This is a genomic window from Demequina sp. NBRC 110054 (genome assembly GCF_002090115.1).
Classification (GTDB): Bacteria; Actinomycetota; Actinomycetes; order Actinomycetales; family Demequinaceae; genus Demequina.
In genome coordinates, this window is the sequence record NZ_BBRK01000004.1 from 828,894 (window position 1) to 846,681 (window position 17,788).

Below are 17,788 nucleotides of genomic sequence, written 5' to 3' on the forward strand. Positions count from 1 at the left end.
CACCTGGGGAAAATCCTGTGAGTTCATGTGAATGACATGTACGAGCGTCTGGGGACGATCTGTGAACGACACGAAAGTCGCTGTGAGTCTGTGATTCGTCTCCACCGGCTCACACGAGTACTCCGCATCGACGTCCACGGATCGTCCACATCCGAGAACTTGTGATTACCAGCCAGAATCACAGGTTTCCCCAGAATCCACGTCCCCTATGACTACTTCCCCATCCTTCTTGTCATTCATCCCCACCCGACCTTCATGACGCTCCGCGCCGTGCCGCGCCGACTCCCCTCGACTCGGGCCTCATCTGGCGTAGTCTGTGCCGCAGACCGAAGGAGAAGACCTCATGAAGTTTTCCGTCGATCGCGACGTTCTCACCGACGCCGTCGCGTGGACGTCGCGCGCCGTGCCCGCGCGCCCGCCCGTGCCCGTGCTCGCGGGAGTGCACCTGGTCGCCGACGCCTCCGGCGTCGTCACGCTGTCGAGCTTCGACTACGAGGTCTCCGCGCGTGGCGAGTTCCCGGCCGACGTCGAGACCGCCGGTGAGGTGCTCGTCTCGGGTCGACTCCTCCGCGACATCGCCAACGCGCTGCCGCACAAGCCCGTGCAGTTCGAGCTCGACGGCACCAAGGTCTCCGTCACCTGCGGCGCGTCGCGCTTCACGCTCGCGACGATGCCTGTCGACCAGTACCCCGACCTTCCGCAGCTGCCCGAGCAGTCCGGCACCATCGACGGTTCCGAGTTCCAGCAGGCGGTCGCGCAGGTGAGCGTCGCGGCCTCGCGCGACGAGACCCTTCCGATCCTCACGGGCATCCGCATCGAGATCGAGGGCAGCGACGTGTCGCTGCTCGCGACAGACCGCTACCGTCTCGCGCTGCGCGAGCTGTCGTGGAAGCCCTCCTCCTCCGACGCGTCGGCCGTGTCTCTCGTGCGCGCGAAGACCCTCACCGATACCGCCAAGGCGCTCGGCGCAGGCGACGTCACCGTGTCGCTGAGCTCGGGTCAGGGCGTCGACCTCGTCGGCTTCTCTGCCGGTGGCCTCGTCACCACCTCCCTGCTGATGGACGGCGACTACCCGCAGGTGCGTCGTCTCTTCCCAGAGGAGAGCCCCATCACCGCGGTCGTCCGCACCCAGGATCTGATCGACGCGACGCGACGCGTCTCGCTCGTCGCCGAGCGCAACTCGTCGGTGCGGCTCGCGTTCTCCGAGGGTGAGGTCACGCTCGACGCTGGTCAGAGCGAGGATGCGCAGGCGTCCGAAGCGCTCGAGGCGACCGTCGACGGCGGCGCCATCACCGTGGCGTTCAACCCCCAGTACCTTCTGGACGGCCTCGGCGCGCTCGGCACCGACTACGTGCGCTTCGGCTTCACGCAGGACTCCAAGCCCGTCGAGTTCGTGGGGCTCACCGAGCCCGGCGGTGACCTCAAGTCCGACTTCCGCTACCTGCTCGTCCCCATCCGCATCGCCTCCTGACCCTTCGGATGCGCGTCACCCATCTTCAGCTGTCTGACTTCCGCTCCTACGGAAGTCTGGACCTGGAGCTCGGCCCGGGCGTCACGACCTTCGTCGGCCGCAACGGCCAGGGAAAGACCAACCTGGTCGAGGCGGTCAGATACTTGTCGACGCTCTCGTCTCATCGCGTCGCGTCGGACGCGCCTCTGCTCCGCTTCGGGGCCGAACGTGCCGTCATCGGCGCACGGCTTGAGAAGAACGGCCGCGCGCTGTCGCTCGAGGTCACGCTGCAGCAGGGCCGGCAGAACACGGCCCGCCTCAACCGTGGTCAGGCGCGGCCGCGGGACCTGGTCGGCATCCTCCGCACGGTCGTGTTCGCGCCCGAGGACCTCGCCCTCGTCAAGGGTGACCCGGCCGGACGGCGTCAGCTCATGGATGAGCTTGTCGTCGCGCTGCACCCCGCTCTCGCGGGAGACCTGAGCGACTACGACCGCGTGCTCAGGCAGCGCGGATCCATGCTGAAGACCGCGCGCAACGCTCGCGGCGATATGACCATGCTCGACATCTGGGACGAGAAGCTGGCCCACCTGGGCGGGCGGATCGTTGCCGCAAGAAGGCAGGCGGTCGCAGCCCTCGCCCCGTACGTCCTCGAGGCGTATGCGGACGTGGCGCCCGAAGGAGGCAGCTGCGTGCTGTCGTATTCCACAGCCTTGGATAAGCCTGTGAACAGGGACGATGCGGAGGTCGAGCCGCTTTCTCCACAGGCCGCTCCGGACGAGATCGAGAACCGCCTGCTGGAGCGCCTGCGCGCTCTCAGGAGCCAGGAGATCGACCGCGGGGTCAATTTGGCGGGTCCGCATAGGGACGACCTCGACATCACGCTCGGAGACATGCCGGCGAAGGGCTATGCGAGCCACGGCGAGAGCTGGTCATGCGCGCTCGCGCTGCGGCTCGGTGCATACGCCCTGCTCACCGCGGAGGGCGGGCCCGACGGTGATCCGGATGGGGAGCCCGTGCTGATCCTGGACGATGTGTTCGCCGAGCTCGACTCGGGTCGGAGGGCGGCGCTGGCGCGCCGCCTCACGTCGGCACGCCAGGTGCTGATCACCGCGGCCGTCGGCGAGGACGTCCCCGAGGAGCTCGCCGCCCATCCCGCGGGTTCGGCCACGGTGAAGGTGCGGCGCGACGACGACCGGCTGACGCTGGCGGTGCGCGATGCATGAGGACCACGGGACGCCTGAGCACTCCCCCGAGGAGGCCGAGGGAGGGGCGACAGCGTCCGGCGTTCCAGTGAAGTCCGCTCAGGACATCGCTCGGGAGGCGATGGAACGCGCACGGCAGTCGGCCCGCCAGCGCGGTGCGCGGGTCAGCGGTCCCCGCTCGGCCCGCGCGGACAGGCAGCGCAAGCAGGAGCGCACCGATCGTGAGGCCCTTCCGTACGGCTCGGGACGTGACCCCGTGCTCATGTCCGACACCGTCGCGGCCCTCATGCGACGCATGGGCTGGACCGAGCAGATCGAGGTCACGTCGGTCACGGCACGTTGGCGCGAGGTCGTAGGCGACCAGATCGCCGATCGCTGCAAGCCGCTCGGGTTCGAGGACGGGATCCTCACCGTCAAGGCGAGCACGACCGCGTGGGCCACCCAGCTCACTCTCATGAAGGGCCAGCTCACGCACAAGCTCAACGAGGAGCTCGGGCGCGACATCGTCAAGGAGCTGCGCGTGCTCGGACCCACGGCAAGGTCGTGGACGAAGGGCCCGCGAACGGTGAAGGGTCGCGGTCCTCGCGACACGTATGGGTAGTCGCACGGCGTCGCCTGAGGCGCCTCCCACAGGGGTGCTCGCGGGCGCTTGACAGCGCTCTCAGGATGTGTCCTCGGCGAAAGCCTTTCGATAGCGGGGTGCGGAACTCCCCAATGCGGCCTGTATCGGCCCGAAACGGGCCGCTGAGCCACTAGAATGATCCAAGATGTGTCGCGTGCCGTCTCGGGCCGCGACAGGGGCTTGAAAGGCGATCCACGTGACCGAAGACGACGTCAAGTCGGGTGCGTCCGACTACGGCGCGAGCAACATCACCGTCCTGGAGGGCCTCGAGGCCGTTCGCAAGCGTCCGGGAATGTACATCGGATCCACCGGTGAGCGCGGTCTCCACCACCTCGTGTACGAGGTCGTGGACAACTCGGTCGACGAGGCGCTCGCCGGCTACTGCGACACCATCACCGTCACGCTGCTCGCCGATGGCGGCGTGCGCGTGCAGGACAACGGGCGCGGCATCCCCGTCGACATCCACCCCACCGAGGGAAAGCCGACGCTCGAGGTCGTCATGACGATCCTGCACGCCGGCGGAAAGTTCGGTGGTGGCGGCTACGCGGTCTCCGGCGGTCTGCACGGCGTCGGCATCTCCGTCGTCAACGCGCTGTCGTACAAGGTCGAGAGCGAGGTGCGTCGCCAGGGGCACGTCTGGCGTCAGAGCTTCGCGGACGGCGGCAAGCCGCAGGGCACGCTCATCAAGGGCGAGGAAACCGAAGAGACGGGAACCACCCAGACCTTCTGGGCCGACCCCGAGATCTTCGAGACCACCGACTACGACTACGAGACGCTCCGCGCGCGCTTCCAGCAGATGGCCTTCCTCAACAAGGGCCTCACGATCATCCTGATCGATGAGCGCCCCGAGCACGTCGTCGTCGAGGACGACGAGGCGGCCGAGAGCGATGAGGAGCCGACCTCTCGGACGGTCACCTACCGCTACGACGGCGGACTGGTCGACTACGTCGCCCACCTCAACGCGGCCAAGAAGGCCGAGGAGGTGCACCCCGAGATCATCAGCCTCGAGGCCGAGGACACCGATAAGAAGATCTCGCTCGAGATGGCGATGCAGTGGACCACCGCGTACTCCGAGTCGGTGTTCACGTACGCGAACACCATCTCGACCACCGAGGGCGGCACCCACGAGGAGGGCTTCCGCGCCGCGCTGACCACCCTGGTCAACCGCTACGCGCGCGACAAGAACCTGCTCAAGGAGAAGGACGACAACCTCACGGGCGACGACGTCCGCGAGGGCCTCACCGCGGTCATCTCGGTCAAGCTCGGGGAGCCGCAGTTCGAGGGCCAGACGAAGACCAAGCTCGGCAACACCGAGGCGAAGACCTTCGTCCAGCGCGTGGTCGGCGAGCAGCTCACCGACTGGCTCGACTCGCACCCGAACGAGGCCAGGGAGATCGTCCGCAAGTCGATTCAGGCCTCGGCGGCGCGAATGGCCGCGCGGAAGGCGCGCGAGGCGACCCGTCGCAAGGGGCTCCTCGAGTCGGGCGGCATGCCCGGCAAGCTGCGCGACTGCTCGTCGAAGGACCCGTCGATCTCCGAGATCTTCCTCGTCGAGGGTGACTCCGCAGGCGGCTCGGCCGTCCGCGGCCGCAACCCTGCGACGCAGGCGATCCTGCCGCTGCGCGGCAAGGTGCTGAACGTCGAGCGCGCGCGCCTCGACAAGGCCCTCGCGAACGCCGAGATCCAGGCGCTGTTCACGGCCTTCGGCTCGGGCATCGGCGACGAGTTCGACATCGAGAAGGCGCGCTATCACAAGATCGTGCTGATGGCGGATGCCGACGTCGACGGCAAGCACATCCAGACCCTCCTCCTCACGGTGCTCTTCCGCTACATGCGGCCGCTCATCGAGGCGGGCTATGTCTATCTCGCCCAGCCGCCGCTGTACCGCGTGAAGTGGTCGAACGCCGAGCACGACTACGCGTTCAGCGACCGCGAGCGTGACGCCTTCGTCAAGGAGGGGCTCGAGAAGGGCCGCAAGCTTCCCAAGGAGAACGGCATCCAGCGCTACAAGGGTCTGGGTGAGATGGACTACTCGGAACTGTGGGAGACCACGATGGACCCCGAGACCCGCACTCTTCTCCAGGTCAGCATGGACGATGCGGCGCTCGCCGACGAGACGTTCTCGATCCTCATGGGCGAGGACGTCGAGGCGCGCCGCAGCTTCATCCAGCGCAACGCGAAGGACGTGAGGTTCCTTGACATCTGAGGTTCACAACCACGGCAGGATCGACCGTGTCGATCTCAACGTGGAGATGCAGCAGTCCTACCTGGACTACGCGATGTCGGTCATCGTCGGACGCGCCCTGCCGGACGTCCGCGACGGCATGAAGCCCGTCCACCGTCGCGTCGTCTACGCGATGTTCGACGGTGGCTACCGGCCCGACCGCGCGTTCTCCAAGTGCACGCGCATCATCGGCGAGGTGATGGGTAACTATCACCCGCACGGTGACTCCGCGGTGTACGACACCCTCGTGCGCATGGTGCAGGACTGGTCACTGCGCTACCCCCTCGCCTCCGGTCAGGGCAACTTCGGCTCCCCCGGCAACGACCCGGCCGCGGCCCACCGATACACCGAGGCTCGCATGGCGCCCATCGCCATGGAGATGGTCCGGGACATCGACAAGGACACGGTCGACTTCCAGGACAACTACGACGGCCGCACTCAGGAGCCCGTCGTCCTGCCCTCGCGCTTCCCCAACCTGCTCGTCAACGGCTCGGCCGGCATCGCGGTCGGCATGGCGACCAACATCCCGCCGCACAACCTGCGCGAGGTCGCGGAGGGCGTGCAGTGGTACCTCGACCACCCGACCGCGACGCGTGAGGAGCTCCAGGACGCGCTCATCGCCCGCATCCAGGGCCCCGACTTCCCGACGGCCGCGCTGATCCTCGGCCGCAAGGGCATCGAGGAGGCGTACCGGACCGGCCGCGGCTCGATCACGATGCGCGCCGTCGTCAACGTCGAGGAGATCCAGGGCCGCCAGTGCCTCGTGGTCACCGAGCTGCCGTACCAGGTGAACCCGGACAACCTCGCGCTCAAGATCGCGGAGCTCGTCAAGGACGGCAAGCTCTCGGGCATCGCCGATATCCGCGACGAGACCTCGGGCCGCACGGGCCAGCGACTCGTCATCGTGCTCAAGCGTGACGCTGTCGCCAAGGTCGTGCTCAACAACCTGTACAAGCACACCCAGCTGCAGGACACCTTCGGCGCCAACATGGTCGCGCTCGTCGAGGGTGTGCCGCGCACGCTCAGCATCGACCAGTTCGTCAAGCACTGGACGGTCCACCAGATCGAGGTCATCCAGCGCCGCACCGCGTACCGCCTCCGCGAGGCGGAGCGCGAGGCCCACATCCAGCGTGGGTACGTTAAGGCGCTCGACAAGCTCGACGAGGTCATCGCGCTGATCCGTCGCTCCCCGTCAGCCGACGAGGCGCGCCAGGGCCTGATCGACCTGCTCGACGTGGACGAGGTCCAGGCCGACGCGATCCTCAACCTGCAGCTGCGCCGCCTCGCGGCGCTCGAGCGCCAGGCGATCGAGGAGCGCTACGCGAAGCTCATGGAGGAGATCAAGGACCTCCAGCAGATCCTCGGTTCCGAGGAGCGCCAGCGCACGATCATCTCGGACGAGCTCGCGGAGATCGTCCGCAAGTTCGGAGACGACCGTCGCACCGAGATCTCGCCGTTCGACGGCTCGGTCGACATCGAGGACCTCATCGCCGAGGAGGAGATGGTCGTCACCATCACCCGCGGCGGCTACGTCAAGCGCACCCGCTCGGATCAGTACCGGGCGCAGAAGCGCGGCGGCAAGGGCGTGCGCGGAGCCTCGCTCCGCTCGGACGACACGGTCGATCACTTCTTCGTCACGACCACCCACCACTGGCTGCTGTTCTTCACGAACCTCGGCCGCGTGTATCGCGCCAAGGCGTACGAGCTCCCCGAGGGTGGCCGCGACGCGAAGGGCCAGCACGTCGCCAACCTGCTCGCCTTCCAGCCGGGCGAGGAGATCGCCCAGGTGATGGAGCTCAGGTCCTACGAGGACAAGCCCTACCTGGTGCTCGCCACCAAGCGGGGCCTGGTGAAGAAGACCGACCTGTCCGCGTACGACTCGAACCGCTCCGGCGGCCTCATCGCGATCAACCTGCGAGAGGTCGAGGGCGAAGACGGTGAGACCCGTCCCGACGAGCTCATCTCCGCGCGGCTCGCGGGTCCCGAGGACGACCTCATGCTGGTCAGCCGCAAGGGCCAGTCGCTGCGCTTCCATGCGTCGGACGACGAGCTGCGCTCGATGGGGCGCGCGACGTCGGGCGTCAAGGGCATGTCCTTCAGGGACGACGACGAGCTGCTCGCCATGGACGTCATCCTCGCCGGCACTGCCGAGGCGGCGGACGACGCCGACTCGGAGACCGAGGACGATGCGACGGCCGGGGACGGCCCGTACTCGTTCGTCGTCACGGCGGCCGGCTACGCCAAGCGCACGTCCGCATCGGCATGGGCCCCCAAGCATCGCGGTGGTCTCGGCGTGAAGGTCGCGACCCTCACCGAGGAGCGCGGCGACCTGGTGGGAGCGATGCTCGTCGAGGACACCGACGAGGTGCTCGTCATCATGGGCTCGGGCAAGGTCATGCGCTCCCCCGTGTCGGAGGTCCCCATCAAGGGCAAGAACACGATGGGCGTCATCTTCGCCAAGCCGGGCAAGAACGACTCCATCATCGGCATCGCCCGCAACGTCGAGCGCAACCTCGGCGACGAGGATGAGGCCGAGGCGGAGGCGACCGAGGTCGCCGCGGCCGAGACCGACGGTGCGGCCCCGGCAGTCGACAGCGCCGAGAGCGCCGAGTAGATCCGAGGGCGCCAGCGCCTCACGAGAGCCCGAGCAGCGCCGACTCGACCCCCGTGGTCGTCGGCCGCTCGGGCTCTTGCCTTCTTGGCACGGGTGGATCGGAGACGCGGGTGCTACCGAGCACCTGCAACCCCGGATAGGGTGAGGCGAGACCGGAGGACTGTGAATGAACGAGCGCGCTGAGAAGGACGAGCCGCGCCACGTCCTGCCCCCGGAGGAGCGCACCGCGCCGCCCCGCGCGGCGAAGGCGGCGATCTCGGCCAAGGCATCTGCCCTCGCTGCGGCCGCTCAGGCGGCCGCCACCCGCAAGGGCCGCAAGGAGAGGTGAGCTGGGACCTTCCCTGATTGCTCGATCGCGGCGACGGGTGAGTTCCCACGCACTGCTCTGGACGCCGGCGTCGGACCGGACGCGAGACGGAGCTGCTGTGGTCCCCGGATCTCGTCACGTGAGCGGTGCCGTCGCACCCCCCCTCGTGACACGATGGACGCGCCATTCGTTGTAACGTTTCGATCGACAGTTGTAAAGCGGGTTCGCTCGTCCTCGGGGCGTGCCGCACCGTGACGAAGGAGTAGAGATGACGGACATCAGCCAGCTGACCCTCGAGGAGAAGGCGCGGCTCGTCTTCGGCGCGGACTTCTGGACCACGGTCGGGATCGAGGACAAGGGAATCCCGTCCGCGATGCTGACCGACGGTCCGCACGGGCTTCGCAAGCAGGTCGGCGGTTCCGATCACCTTGGCATCAACGCGTCGGTGCCCGCGACGGCCTTCCCCACCGCAGCCGCGACAGGGTCGACCTGGAACCCCGCGATCCTCGCAAGGATGGGAGCCGCCCTCGCGGTCGAGTGCCGCGTCGAGGACGTGGACGTCCTCCTGGGCCCTGGCGTCAACATGAAGCGATCCCCCCTCGGCGGGCGCAACTTCGAGTACTTCTCCGAGGACCCGCTTCTCGCGGGCGAGCTCGGTGCGGCCTGGATCAACGGTCTCCAGGCTCTGGGCGTGGGCGCCTCGGTCAAGCACTTCGCCGCGAACAACCAGGAGACCGACCGCATGCGCGTGAGCGCCGAGGTCGACGAGCGCACGCTGCGCGAGATCTACCTCCCGGCATTCGAGCGCGTCGTCACGAAGTCGCAGCCCGCCACCGTCATGTGCTCCTACAACCGGATCAACGGGGTGCGTGCCTCGGAGAACCACTGGCTGCTCACCGAGGTCCTCCGCGACGAGTGGGGCTACGAGGGCTACGTGGTCTCCGACTGGGGTGCCACCTGGGATCCCGCCACGGCGATCGCGGCAGGGCTCGACCTCACGATGCCCAGCACCGGTGAGGCGGGCCCCGCCTCCGTGGTCGAGGCGGTCAAGGAGGGAAGGCTCGACGAGGCCGACCTCGACAAGGCGGTCGCACGTATCCTCACGGTTCACGACCGACTGCGCGCGGACCGCACCGCGGACGTCGAGTTCGACGTCGAGGCCCACCACGCCCTGGCGCGCGAGGTCGCGACCGAGTCCGCCGTCCTGCTCGCCAACGAGGGCGGGCTTCTCCCGCTCTCGCCCGAGGGCGGCACGGTCGCCGTGCTCGGACCCTTCGCCACCGCTCCCCGCTATCAGGGCGCCGGTTCCTCGCACGTCGTTCCCACCCGGCTCGACGAGCCTCTCGCCGCGATCGCGGACGCGACGGGACGCGACGTCGTCCACGCCCCTGCCTTCCGCCTCGATGGCGAGCCGGATGCCGACCTGCTCGGCGTCGCGGTCGACGCCGCGGCGCAGGCGGAGGTCGTGGTCCTCATGCTGGGGCTGCCCGACGCCGTGGAGTCCGAGGGCTGGGACCGCGAGCACATGGACCTTCCGCAGGTGCAGCTCGACGCGCTCGCCGCGGTGCACGCAGCTAACCCGCGCGTCGTGGTCGTGCTGTCCCACGGCTCGGTCGTGTCCCTCGAGGAGGTCGTCGGCAAGGCGCCCGCGATCCTCGACATGTGGCTCGCCGGCCAGGCGGGAGGCTCCGCGCTTGCGCAGATCCTGTTCGGTCAGGCCGAGCCCGGTGGCCGTCTCGCGGAGACGGTGCCGTGGAGGCTTGCGCACACCCCGGCCTTCGTGAACTGGCCCGGCGGCGACAAGATCGTTCGCCACGGCGAGCGCATCTACATCGGATACCGCTGGTACGACGCGACCGACCGCGACGTGGCCTTCCCGTTCGGGCATGGCCTGTCGTACACGACGTTCGCGCACGAGCTGCTCGGTGTCGAGGTGCCCGACGCGAGCGTCGCCGCTGCGACCGTGCGGGTGAGGGTGACCAACACCGGCGACCGCGCCGGGTCCGACGTGGTCCAGGTCTACGTGGGCGACCCCGAGTCGACTGTCGACCGGCCGGTGCGCGAGCTCAAGGCGTTCCAGAAGGTGAGCCTCGCGGCAGGCGAGTCGACGGTGGTCGAGCTCGCGCTCGACGACAGGGCGTTCGCGTATTGGGGCACCCAGGGGTGGACCGTCGAGCCGGGCGACTTCGTCGTCGAGTTGGGCCGCTCGTCGCGCGACATCGTCGCGTCCCAGACCCTCGAGCTCGAGGTGCCGCCGGTGGTCGTGCCTCTCGACATCGACTCCAACTTCGAGGACTGGCTGCACCACCCCGTCGGCTCGAAGGTCCTCGAGAGGTTCACCGAGGCGGGCGCGGGGACCGGGGGCACGGACCTGTTCGCCGACGAGGAGATGGCGGGCATGATGCTCCAGATGCCGATGGTGAAGATCGCCGACTTCACGGCACCCGGCACGGGCGTGGAGACGGTCGAGGGCATGCTCGCCGAGCTCGAGCAGTAGGGCTGACGCGGGCAAGGCGAACTCGGGAGGAAGTGGGCGTCACGCCCCGCATCTGACAGACGACGAGGGCCCCGGGGATCACCCCGGGGCCCTCGCCTCGTCTCGCCCCTACGCACTCCGCACGGATCCACCTCCGACACCCCGGCGACACGCCGTGGTAGGGCGCGACACGCTCGCGCGTCGCGCCGAGATCCGTGCGGAGCGCATGGAAGGGGGTCAGATGAACAGCGTCGTGCCCGACTCCTGGGCCTCGCCCAGGAAGGTGGCCACACCGGCGAGCTCGACGCCCTCGATGAGGTCCGACTGCGCCATGCCGAGCAGGTCCATCGTCATCGTGCAGCCGAGCAGGCGGGCGCCGCCGGCCTGCGCGTTCTTGATGAGCTCCGGAAGCGACTGGACGTCGTGCTGCTTCATGACGTTCTTGATCATCGCGGTGCCGGCGCCGGCCATGTGCATCTGCGAGAGCGTCAGCTTCTCGGCGCCCTTGGGCATCATCATCCCGAACATCTTGTCCATGGTGCTCTTCTCGCGGGCCGGCGGATCCGTCCGGCGCAGCGCGTTGAGTCCCCAGAACGTGAAGAACAGCGACACCTCCTGGCCCATGGCCAGGGCGCCGTTGGCGATGATGAACGCCGCGAGCTGCTTGTCGAGGTCGCCAGAGAAGACGACCATCGACAGCTTGTTGCCGCCCGCGCCGCCGCCGGTCTGCACCGGCGCCACGCCGCCCTTGCGGAACGTCGCGACGAAGCCGGGACCCTTGGGGTCCATCGACACGAGGGTGTGGCCGTTCTTCGAGGCCCACGCGGGACCGTCGAGCGCGAAGCCCGGGTCGGAGACGGTCACGCGGATCTCGTCGCCCGCGTTCGCCTTCTTCATGGCGTCGGACAGGCGCATGATCGGGCCGGGGCACGCGAGACCGGTGCAGTCGAGGTCGCTGACCTGGCCGGTGGCCGCCGCGACGGCCGACGCGACCGACACCTTCTCCGCGTAGTTCTCCATGGGCGGCTGAGCGTTGTACTCCTCGGCCGGGTTGTCGTGCACGTGGCCGTAGGTGGTCGATCCGCCCGAGAGCGTCTTCACGTCGGTGAAGCCGTTCTGGATGAGGATGCGGTGCGCGAGGTAGGAGCGGAAGCCGACCGCGCAGTAGACGCGGATCGGCTGGTCCTTGTCGGTCCAGCCCTTGACGGCCTCGCGGAAGTCGGCGAGCGGCACGTTCTCCGCTCCCGGCAGGTGGTGGATCCCGTACTCCTCGGGAGTGCGGACGTCGATGAGCCGCGTGCCGTCGGCGAGCGGCCACTCCTCGGCGTACCAGAGGGCGAAGTCTCCGCGGATGGTGTTCGCGGCGACGAAGCCGGCCATGTTCACGGGGTCCTTCGCCGAGCCGAACGGCGGGGCGTAGGCGAGCTCCTGCTCCTCGAGGTCGAAGACCGTGAGGCCCGCGCGGATCGCCATCGCGAACACGTCGATGCGCTTGTCGACGCCGTCGAAGCCGCACACCTGGGCGCCGTAGATCGTCCCGTCCTTCGGCGAGAAGAGCAGCTTGATGTGCATCATCGCGGTGCCGGGGTAGTAGCCGGCGTGGCCCGACGGGTGCACGTGGACGACGCGGTAGTCGAGTCCCGCGGCCTCGAGCTGGCGCTTGGTCGCGCCGGTGCCGCCCGCGACCATGTCGAACACCTTGACGATCGAGGTGCCCTGCGTGGACTTGTACTCGGTGTCGCGGCCGCAGATGTTCTCGGCGGCGACGCGGGCCTGGCGGTTCGCCGGGCCGGCGAGCGGCGCGAGGTACGCGCCCGGCAGCACGGGGTGAGGGGTCTCGACGGCGTCGCCCGCGGCATAGACGTCGGGGTCGGACGTCTGCATGTGCGTGTCGACCTTGATGCCGCCACGCTCGCCGAGCTCGATGCCAGCGTCCTTCACGAGCTGGACGGCGGGCTTCACGCCGGCCGCGAGGATCACGAGGTCGGCCTTGAGGGTCGTGCCCGAGTTGAGCTCGACGCTCACGCGGTCCGAGCCGTCCGAGTCGGACAGCGACTGGAACGCCGCCGCGGCGGTGGACAGGTGCACGTTGATGCCGCGCATGCGCAGGTGGCGCTCGACCGGCGCGGCGATGTCCGCGTCGACCGGGGGCAGGATCTGCGGGGCGAGCTCGACGACGTCGACCTTCACGCCGCGGTGGTGGAGGTTCTCGGCCATCTCGAGGCCGATGTAGCCGGCGCCGACGACGACCGCGGACACGGTGCCCCGCTTGCCGGCCTTCTGCGCGGCGATTGCGGCGTCGAGGCGGGTCTTGATCTTGTCCATATCGCCGATGCGGCGCAGGACCTCGACCGCGGGGTGGTCGATCCCGGGCAGCGGCGGGCGCACGGCGTCGGCGCCCATGCAGAGCGCGAGCTTGTCGTACGACTCGGTGTACTCCTTGCCGGTGTCGACCTCCTTCACGGAGACCGTCTTGGCCTCGCGGTCGATCGACACGACCTCCGTCGCGATGCGGACATCGATGTTGAGCGACTCGCGCAGGCTCTCGGGCGTCTGCAGCAGCAGCCTCGAGCGCTCCTGGATGACCTCGCCCACGTGGTACGGCAGGCCGCAGTTCGCGAACGAGACGTGGTGACCGCGCTCGAAGACGACGATCTCGGCCTCTTCATCGAGCCTGCGGGCCCTGGCTGCGGTGGATGCTCCGGCGGCGACTCCGCCGACGACGACCAGCTTCATGATGTTCATACCTCCCGGGGTATTTGTCCTGCTGCAAGGCTAGGCCATGCCCCCTGGGGCATTCGTAGGCCCTTGGTCACCGCATCGTGCCGGGGTCTGAGCGCGTTCTTCCAGCATGCCGCGACGAGCCCGGCTCTGCACGGCGAGTGGAGGCGGCTGGCGCCTCGTCCCTATCCTTAATTGATCAATTCAAATAAACCCTGTAGCCTGTCCTGCATGATGACCGACGCGCGAACTATGCTGGCTGACGCCGGCTTGCGCATCACGGCTCCCCGTGTGGCGGTCATCGATGTGCTGTCCGAGAACCCGCACGCCGCCGCGGACGCGGTCTTCGCCAAGGTCGCCGAGACCCTGCCCCGCACGTCTCTCCAGGCCGTCTACAACGTCCTGGGAGACCTCACCGCGCAAGGACTTGCGCGACGCATCGAACCTGCAGGCTCTCCCGCTCGTTATGAACTGCGAGTGGGTGACAACCACCACCACGTCGTGTGCACCGCATGCGGCAAGGTCGAGGACATCGACTGCGTGGTCGGACACGCTCCCTGCCTCGTCCCCGACGATGACCACGGCTTCGCGATCGCGGAGGCCGAGGTCACGTTCTGGGGCATCTGCACCGACTGCCGCGAGGCAGCCGTCGACGCTCCCGCTCTTTGACGCTGCCCCGGCAGCAGTTCCCTCGTCAGGTCCCCACGATCCCCGAAGGAGGTCCGCCCACCATGACGGACAAGTTCACGACCACCAACTCCGGCGCCCCCGTCGCGTCGGACGCGCACTCGCTCACGATCGGCGCCGACGGTCCCACGTCGCTCACCGACCACTACCTTGTGGAGAAGCTCGCGCAGTTCAACCGTGAGCGCGTGCCTGAGCGCGTGGTCCACGCCAAGGGCGGAGGCGCGTACGGCACCTTCACGACCACGAACCCCGAGATCGCGAAGTACACCCGCGCGGCGCTCTTCCAGCCGGGTGTCGAGACCGAGATGCTCGCCCGCTTCTCGACCGTCGCCGGCGAGTCCGGCTCGCCCGACACGTGGCGCGACCCGCGCGGCTTCGCGCTGAAGTTCTACACGACCGAGGGCAACTACGACCTGGTCGGCAACAACACCCCCACGTTCTTCATCCGCGACGGCATCAAGTTCCCCGACTTCATCCGCTCGCAGAAGCGCCTGCCCGGCTCGCACCTGCGCGACAACGACATGCAGTGGGACTTCTGGACTCTGTCCCCCGAGTCGGCCCACCAGGTCACCTGGCTCATGGGCGAGCGCGGCATCCCGAACTCGTGGCGCGAGATGAACGGCTACGGCTCGCACACCTACCAGTGGATGAACGCCGAGGGTGAGCGCTTCTGGGTGAAGTACCACTTCATCTCCGAGCAGGGCGTGCACACCATGAGCGCCGAGAAGGCCGATGAGCTCGCTGGCACGGACGCCGACGTGCACATCCGCGACCTCTACACGCACATCGAGGACGGCGACTTCCCGCGCTGGACCCTCAAGGTGCAGGTCATGCCGTACGAGGACGCGAAGACCTACCGCTTCAACCCGTTCGACCTCACGAAGATCTGGCCGCACGCCGACTACCCGCTCATCGAGGTCGGCACCATGGAGCTCAACCGCAACCCCGCGAACTACTTCGCGGAGATCGAGCAGGCCACGTTCGCGCCGTCGAACTTCGTGCCCGGCATCGGCACCTCACCCGACAAGATGCTGATGGCCCGCATCTTCTCCTACGCGGACGCCCACCGCTACCGCGTCGGCACCAACCACGCCGACCTGCCGGTGAACCAGCCCAAGAACGCCTCCGCCGACGGCCACTCCTACTCCAAGGACGGCTCGATGCGCTACTCGTTCTCTGCGCCCGAGACCCCGGTCTACGCGCCCAACAGCAAGGGTGGCGCCCACGCCGACCCCGAGCGCGCGGGCGAGACCGGCAACTGGGAGTCGGACGGCGCGATGGTGCGCGCCGCCGCGACGCTGCACCCCGAGGACGACGACTTCGGCCAGGCCGGCACCCTCTACCGCGAGGTGTTCTCGGACGAGCAGAAGGCGACCTTCCTGAACGTGATCTCCGGTCACGTCGGCGCCGTGAAGAGCGATGACATCCGTGAGCGCGCGATCCAGTACTGGACCAACGTGGACGCCGAGCTCGGCGCCGCGCTGCGCGCCAACCTCGCGCCGGTGGCCGTCTAAGAAGTCCGCTCGGGAGCATCGTCCCTCGGTTCTCCCCCGGCACGAAGGCCGGACCTCCAGTCCCCAGGAGGTCCGGCCTTCGTCATGCCCGGGCAAAGAACTCCTCCTGCGGATGCCATGGCACCTTGCTACGGTGAAACCCATGTCGCAGCAGGACCACCATGTGGAACCGTCGACAGAGACGGTGACCGAGCCAGGCACGACCCCACCGACCCGCAGCATCACCCCCTGGGTGTTCTTCCCCTCCGCCGTCATCATCGTCGGCTTCGCGGCCTTCGCGATCGGTTGGCCAGACACCGCGAGCCAGGTGTTCAGCGACATCAACGGCTCGATCGTGGGAGCCCTGGGCTGGTACTACATCCTCGCCGTCGCGATCTTCGTCGCGTTCTCCTTCTACATGGGGCTGAGCCGCTTCGGCCGCATCCGCCTGGGCAAGGAGTCCGACAGACCTGAGTTCTCGACCGGGTCCTGGTTCTCGATGCTGTTCGCGGCGGGAATGGGCATCGGCCTGGTGTTCTGGGGCGTGGCCGAGCCTCTCAACCACTTCGCCAACCCGCGACCCTCCGTGGCGGGCGGCTCGACCGAGGACATCGCGGAGCTCGCGATCAACCAGTCGTACATGCACTGGGGCATCCATGCGTGGGCGATCTACGCGGTCATCGGCGCCGCGATCGCGTACACGGTCCATCGGCTGGGCAAGCCGATGTCGATCCGCTGGTCCCTGCAGCCCGTGCTGGGCAATCGCGTGAAGGGTGGCCTCGGGCACGCGATCGACGTCGCCGCGGTGGTTGGCACCCTCTTCGGTGTCGCGACCTCGCTGGGGCTGGGCGTCAGCCAGATCGCGTCGGGCCTCGAGGCCGTCGAGCTGCTGTCGAGCCCCGGCAACGTCGCCAAGGTCGTGCTGATCGGCCTCATCACCGCGGTCTCCGTGATGTCGCTCCTGTCGGGGGTCGGCAAGGGCATCAAGTGGCTGTCCAACGCGAACCTCGTGCTCGCGGGCGCGCTGCTCGTGTTCGTGCTCATCGCGGGACCGACCCTGTTCCTCGCGCGCGAGTTCGTGCAGTCCCTGGGCACGTACATGCAGAACTTCATCGGGCTCACCTTCGACGTCTCCGCGTATCAGGGCGAGGCCGGGCAGACGTGGCAGGCCGGTTGGACCACCTTCTACTGGGGGTGGTGGATCGCGTGGGCCCCGTTCGTCGGGATCTTCATCGCGCGCATCTCCAAGGGCCGCACGGTCGCCGAGTTCGTGGCCGGCGTGCTCGCCGTGCCTACGGTCATCACGTTCCTGTGGTTCTCGATCATGGGCGGGACCGCGCTCTATCAGGAGATGAACGGCGACGGCGGGCTCATCGCCGCCGACGGCTCGGTGGACTCGACGATGTCGCTGTTCACGCTGCTCGCCGATCTCCCCGGCGGCTACCTGGTGTCCATCGGCGCGATCATCCTCATCGCGCTGTTCTTCATCACGTCGTCCGACTCGGGCTCGCTCGTGGTGTCCATGCTCACCGCGGACGGCACCGATGATCCGCCGACCTGGGTGCGCCTGTTCTGGGGCATCACCGAGGGCGTGCTCGCCGCCGCGCTGCTTCTCGCGGGTGGCCTCGGCGCGCTCCAGACGGCGTCGATCATCGCGGCGCTGCCCTTCTCGATCGTGATGCTCCTCATGGTCGTGTCGCTGTGGAAGATGTTCCATGCGGAGCACATGAGGTACGAGTTCGAGGACCGACAGGAGCTGCTGTCGGAGATCGGCGACCACTACGGCCTCGAGCCCTCTCCCCCTGCCGTGCAGTCCGCGACGCGCTCCCCCCTGTCGAGGCTCCGCGGCCTCCGGCTGAAGCAGAGGCCCGCGAAGGCGGAGCCGAGCACGCCGGAACCGACCACGCCCGAGGAGTGACCGCGCTGCCCGAGCAGCGGTGCGGGGCGCGGACGTCCCCATGGACGATGCGGCATGGGCCAGGGACGGGGCGA

The 17,788-nt window shown here is 68.4% G+C and carries 11 protein-coding genes; 10 read left to right on the top strand and 1 reads right to left on the bottom strand.

Annotated elements, in window-relative coordinates; all coding sequences use genetic code 11:
- The first annotated feature begins 343 nt into the window (after positions 1–343).
- From dnaN to B7K23_RS03820, 7 genes are all read left to right on the top strand, one after another.
- Complete coding sequence (dnaN, locus tag B7K23_RS03795; protein WP_084125068.1) at positions 344–1,471, top strand: DNA polymerase III subunit beta; 1,128 nt, start codon at positions 344–346, stop codon at positions 1,469–1,471.
- Between the two features lie 8 nt (positions 1,472–1,479).
- Positions 1,480–2,673, top strand: coding sequence for a DNA replication/repair protein RecF (gene recF, locus B7K23_RS03800; RefSeq protein WP_084125069.1), 1,194 nt, complete (start codon positions 1,480–1,482; stop codon positions 2,671–2,673).
- A gap of 100 nt (positions 2,674–2,773) precedes the next feature.
- A complete protein-coding gene (locus tag B7K23_RS03805) occupies positions 2,774–3,253 on the top strand; it encodes a DUF721 domain-containing protein (protein ID WP_234996410.1) in 480 nt (159 codons plus the stop codon).
- Between the two features lie 217 nt (positions 3,254–3,470).
- The gene (gene gyrB / locus B7K23_RS03810) at positions 3,471–5,480 is read left to right on the top strand and encodes a DNA topoisomerase (ATP-hydrolyzing) subunit B (protein ID WP_084125071.1); all 2,010 of its coding nucleotides are present in this window, start codon (positions 3,471–3,473) and stop codon (positions 5,478–5,480) included.
- Positions 5,481–5,526: 46 nt separating this feature from the next.
- Positions 5,527–8,112, top strand: a complete 2,586-nt coding sequence (gene gyrA / locus B7K23_RS03815; RefSeq protein ID WP_084126123.1) for a DNA gyrase subunit A — start codon at positions 5,527–5,529, stop codon at positions 8,110–8,112.
- A 166-nt stretch (positions 8,113–8,278) separates the two neighbouring features.
- Positions 8,279–8,440: a hypothetical protein gene (locus tag B7K23_RS15640; RefSeq protein ID WP_159451301.1), complete on the top strand. Its 162-nt coding sequence runs from the start codon at positions 8,279–8,281 to the stop codon at positions 8,438–8,440.
- Between the two features lie 247 nt (positions 8,441–8,687).
- Positions 8,688–10,916 carry a beta-glucosidase gene (locus B7K23_RS03820; RefSeq protein ID WP_084125072.1) on the top strand — a complete coding sequence of 743 codons (2,229 nt, stop codon included), beginning with the start codon at positions 8,688–8,690 and terminating at the stop codon, positions 10,914–10,916.
- A gap of 216 nt (positions 10,917–11,132) precedes the next feature.
- Here B7K23_RS03820 and B7K23_RS03825 read toward each other — a convergent pair whose 3' ends face one another.
- Positions 11,133–13,640, bottom strand: a complete 2,508-nt coding sequence (locus B7K23_RS03825; RefSeq protein ID WP_234996411.1) for an FAD-dependent oxidoreductase — start codon at positions 13,638–13,640, stop codon at positions 11,133–11,135.
- Positions 13,641–13,850: 210 nt separating this feature from the next.
- Between B7K23_RS03825 and B7K23_RS03830 the strand changes: the two genes are divergently transcribed.
- From B7K23_RS03830 to B7K23_RS03840, 3 genes are all read left to right on the top strand, one after another.
- Complete coding sequence (locus B7K23_RS03830) at positions 13,851–14,285, top strand: Fur family transcriptional regulator (RefSeq protein WP_084126127.1); 435 nt, start codon at positions 13,851–13,853, stop codon at positions 14,283–14,285.
- A gap of 62 nt (positions 14,286–14,347) precedes the next feature.
- The gene (locus tag B7K23_RS03835; RefSeq protein WP_084125073.1) at positions 14,348–15,817 is read left to right on the top strand and encodes a catalase; all 1,470 of its coding nucleotides are present in this window, start codon (positions 14,348–14,350) and stop codon (positions 15,815–15,817) included.
- A 142-nt stretch (positions 15,818–15,959) separates the two neighbouring features.
- Positions 15,960–17,714 (top strand): BCCT family transporter, encoded by a 1,755-nt coding sequence (locus tag B7K23_RS03840; RefSeq protein ID WP_084125074.1) that lies wholly within the window; start codon positions 15,960–15,962, stop codon positions 17,712–17,714.
- The last annotated feature ends 74 nt before the right edge of the window (positions 17,715–17,788 follow it).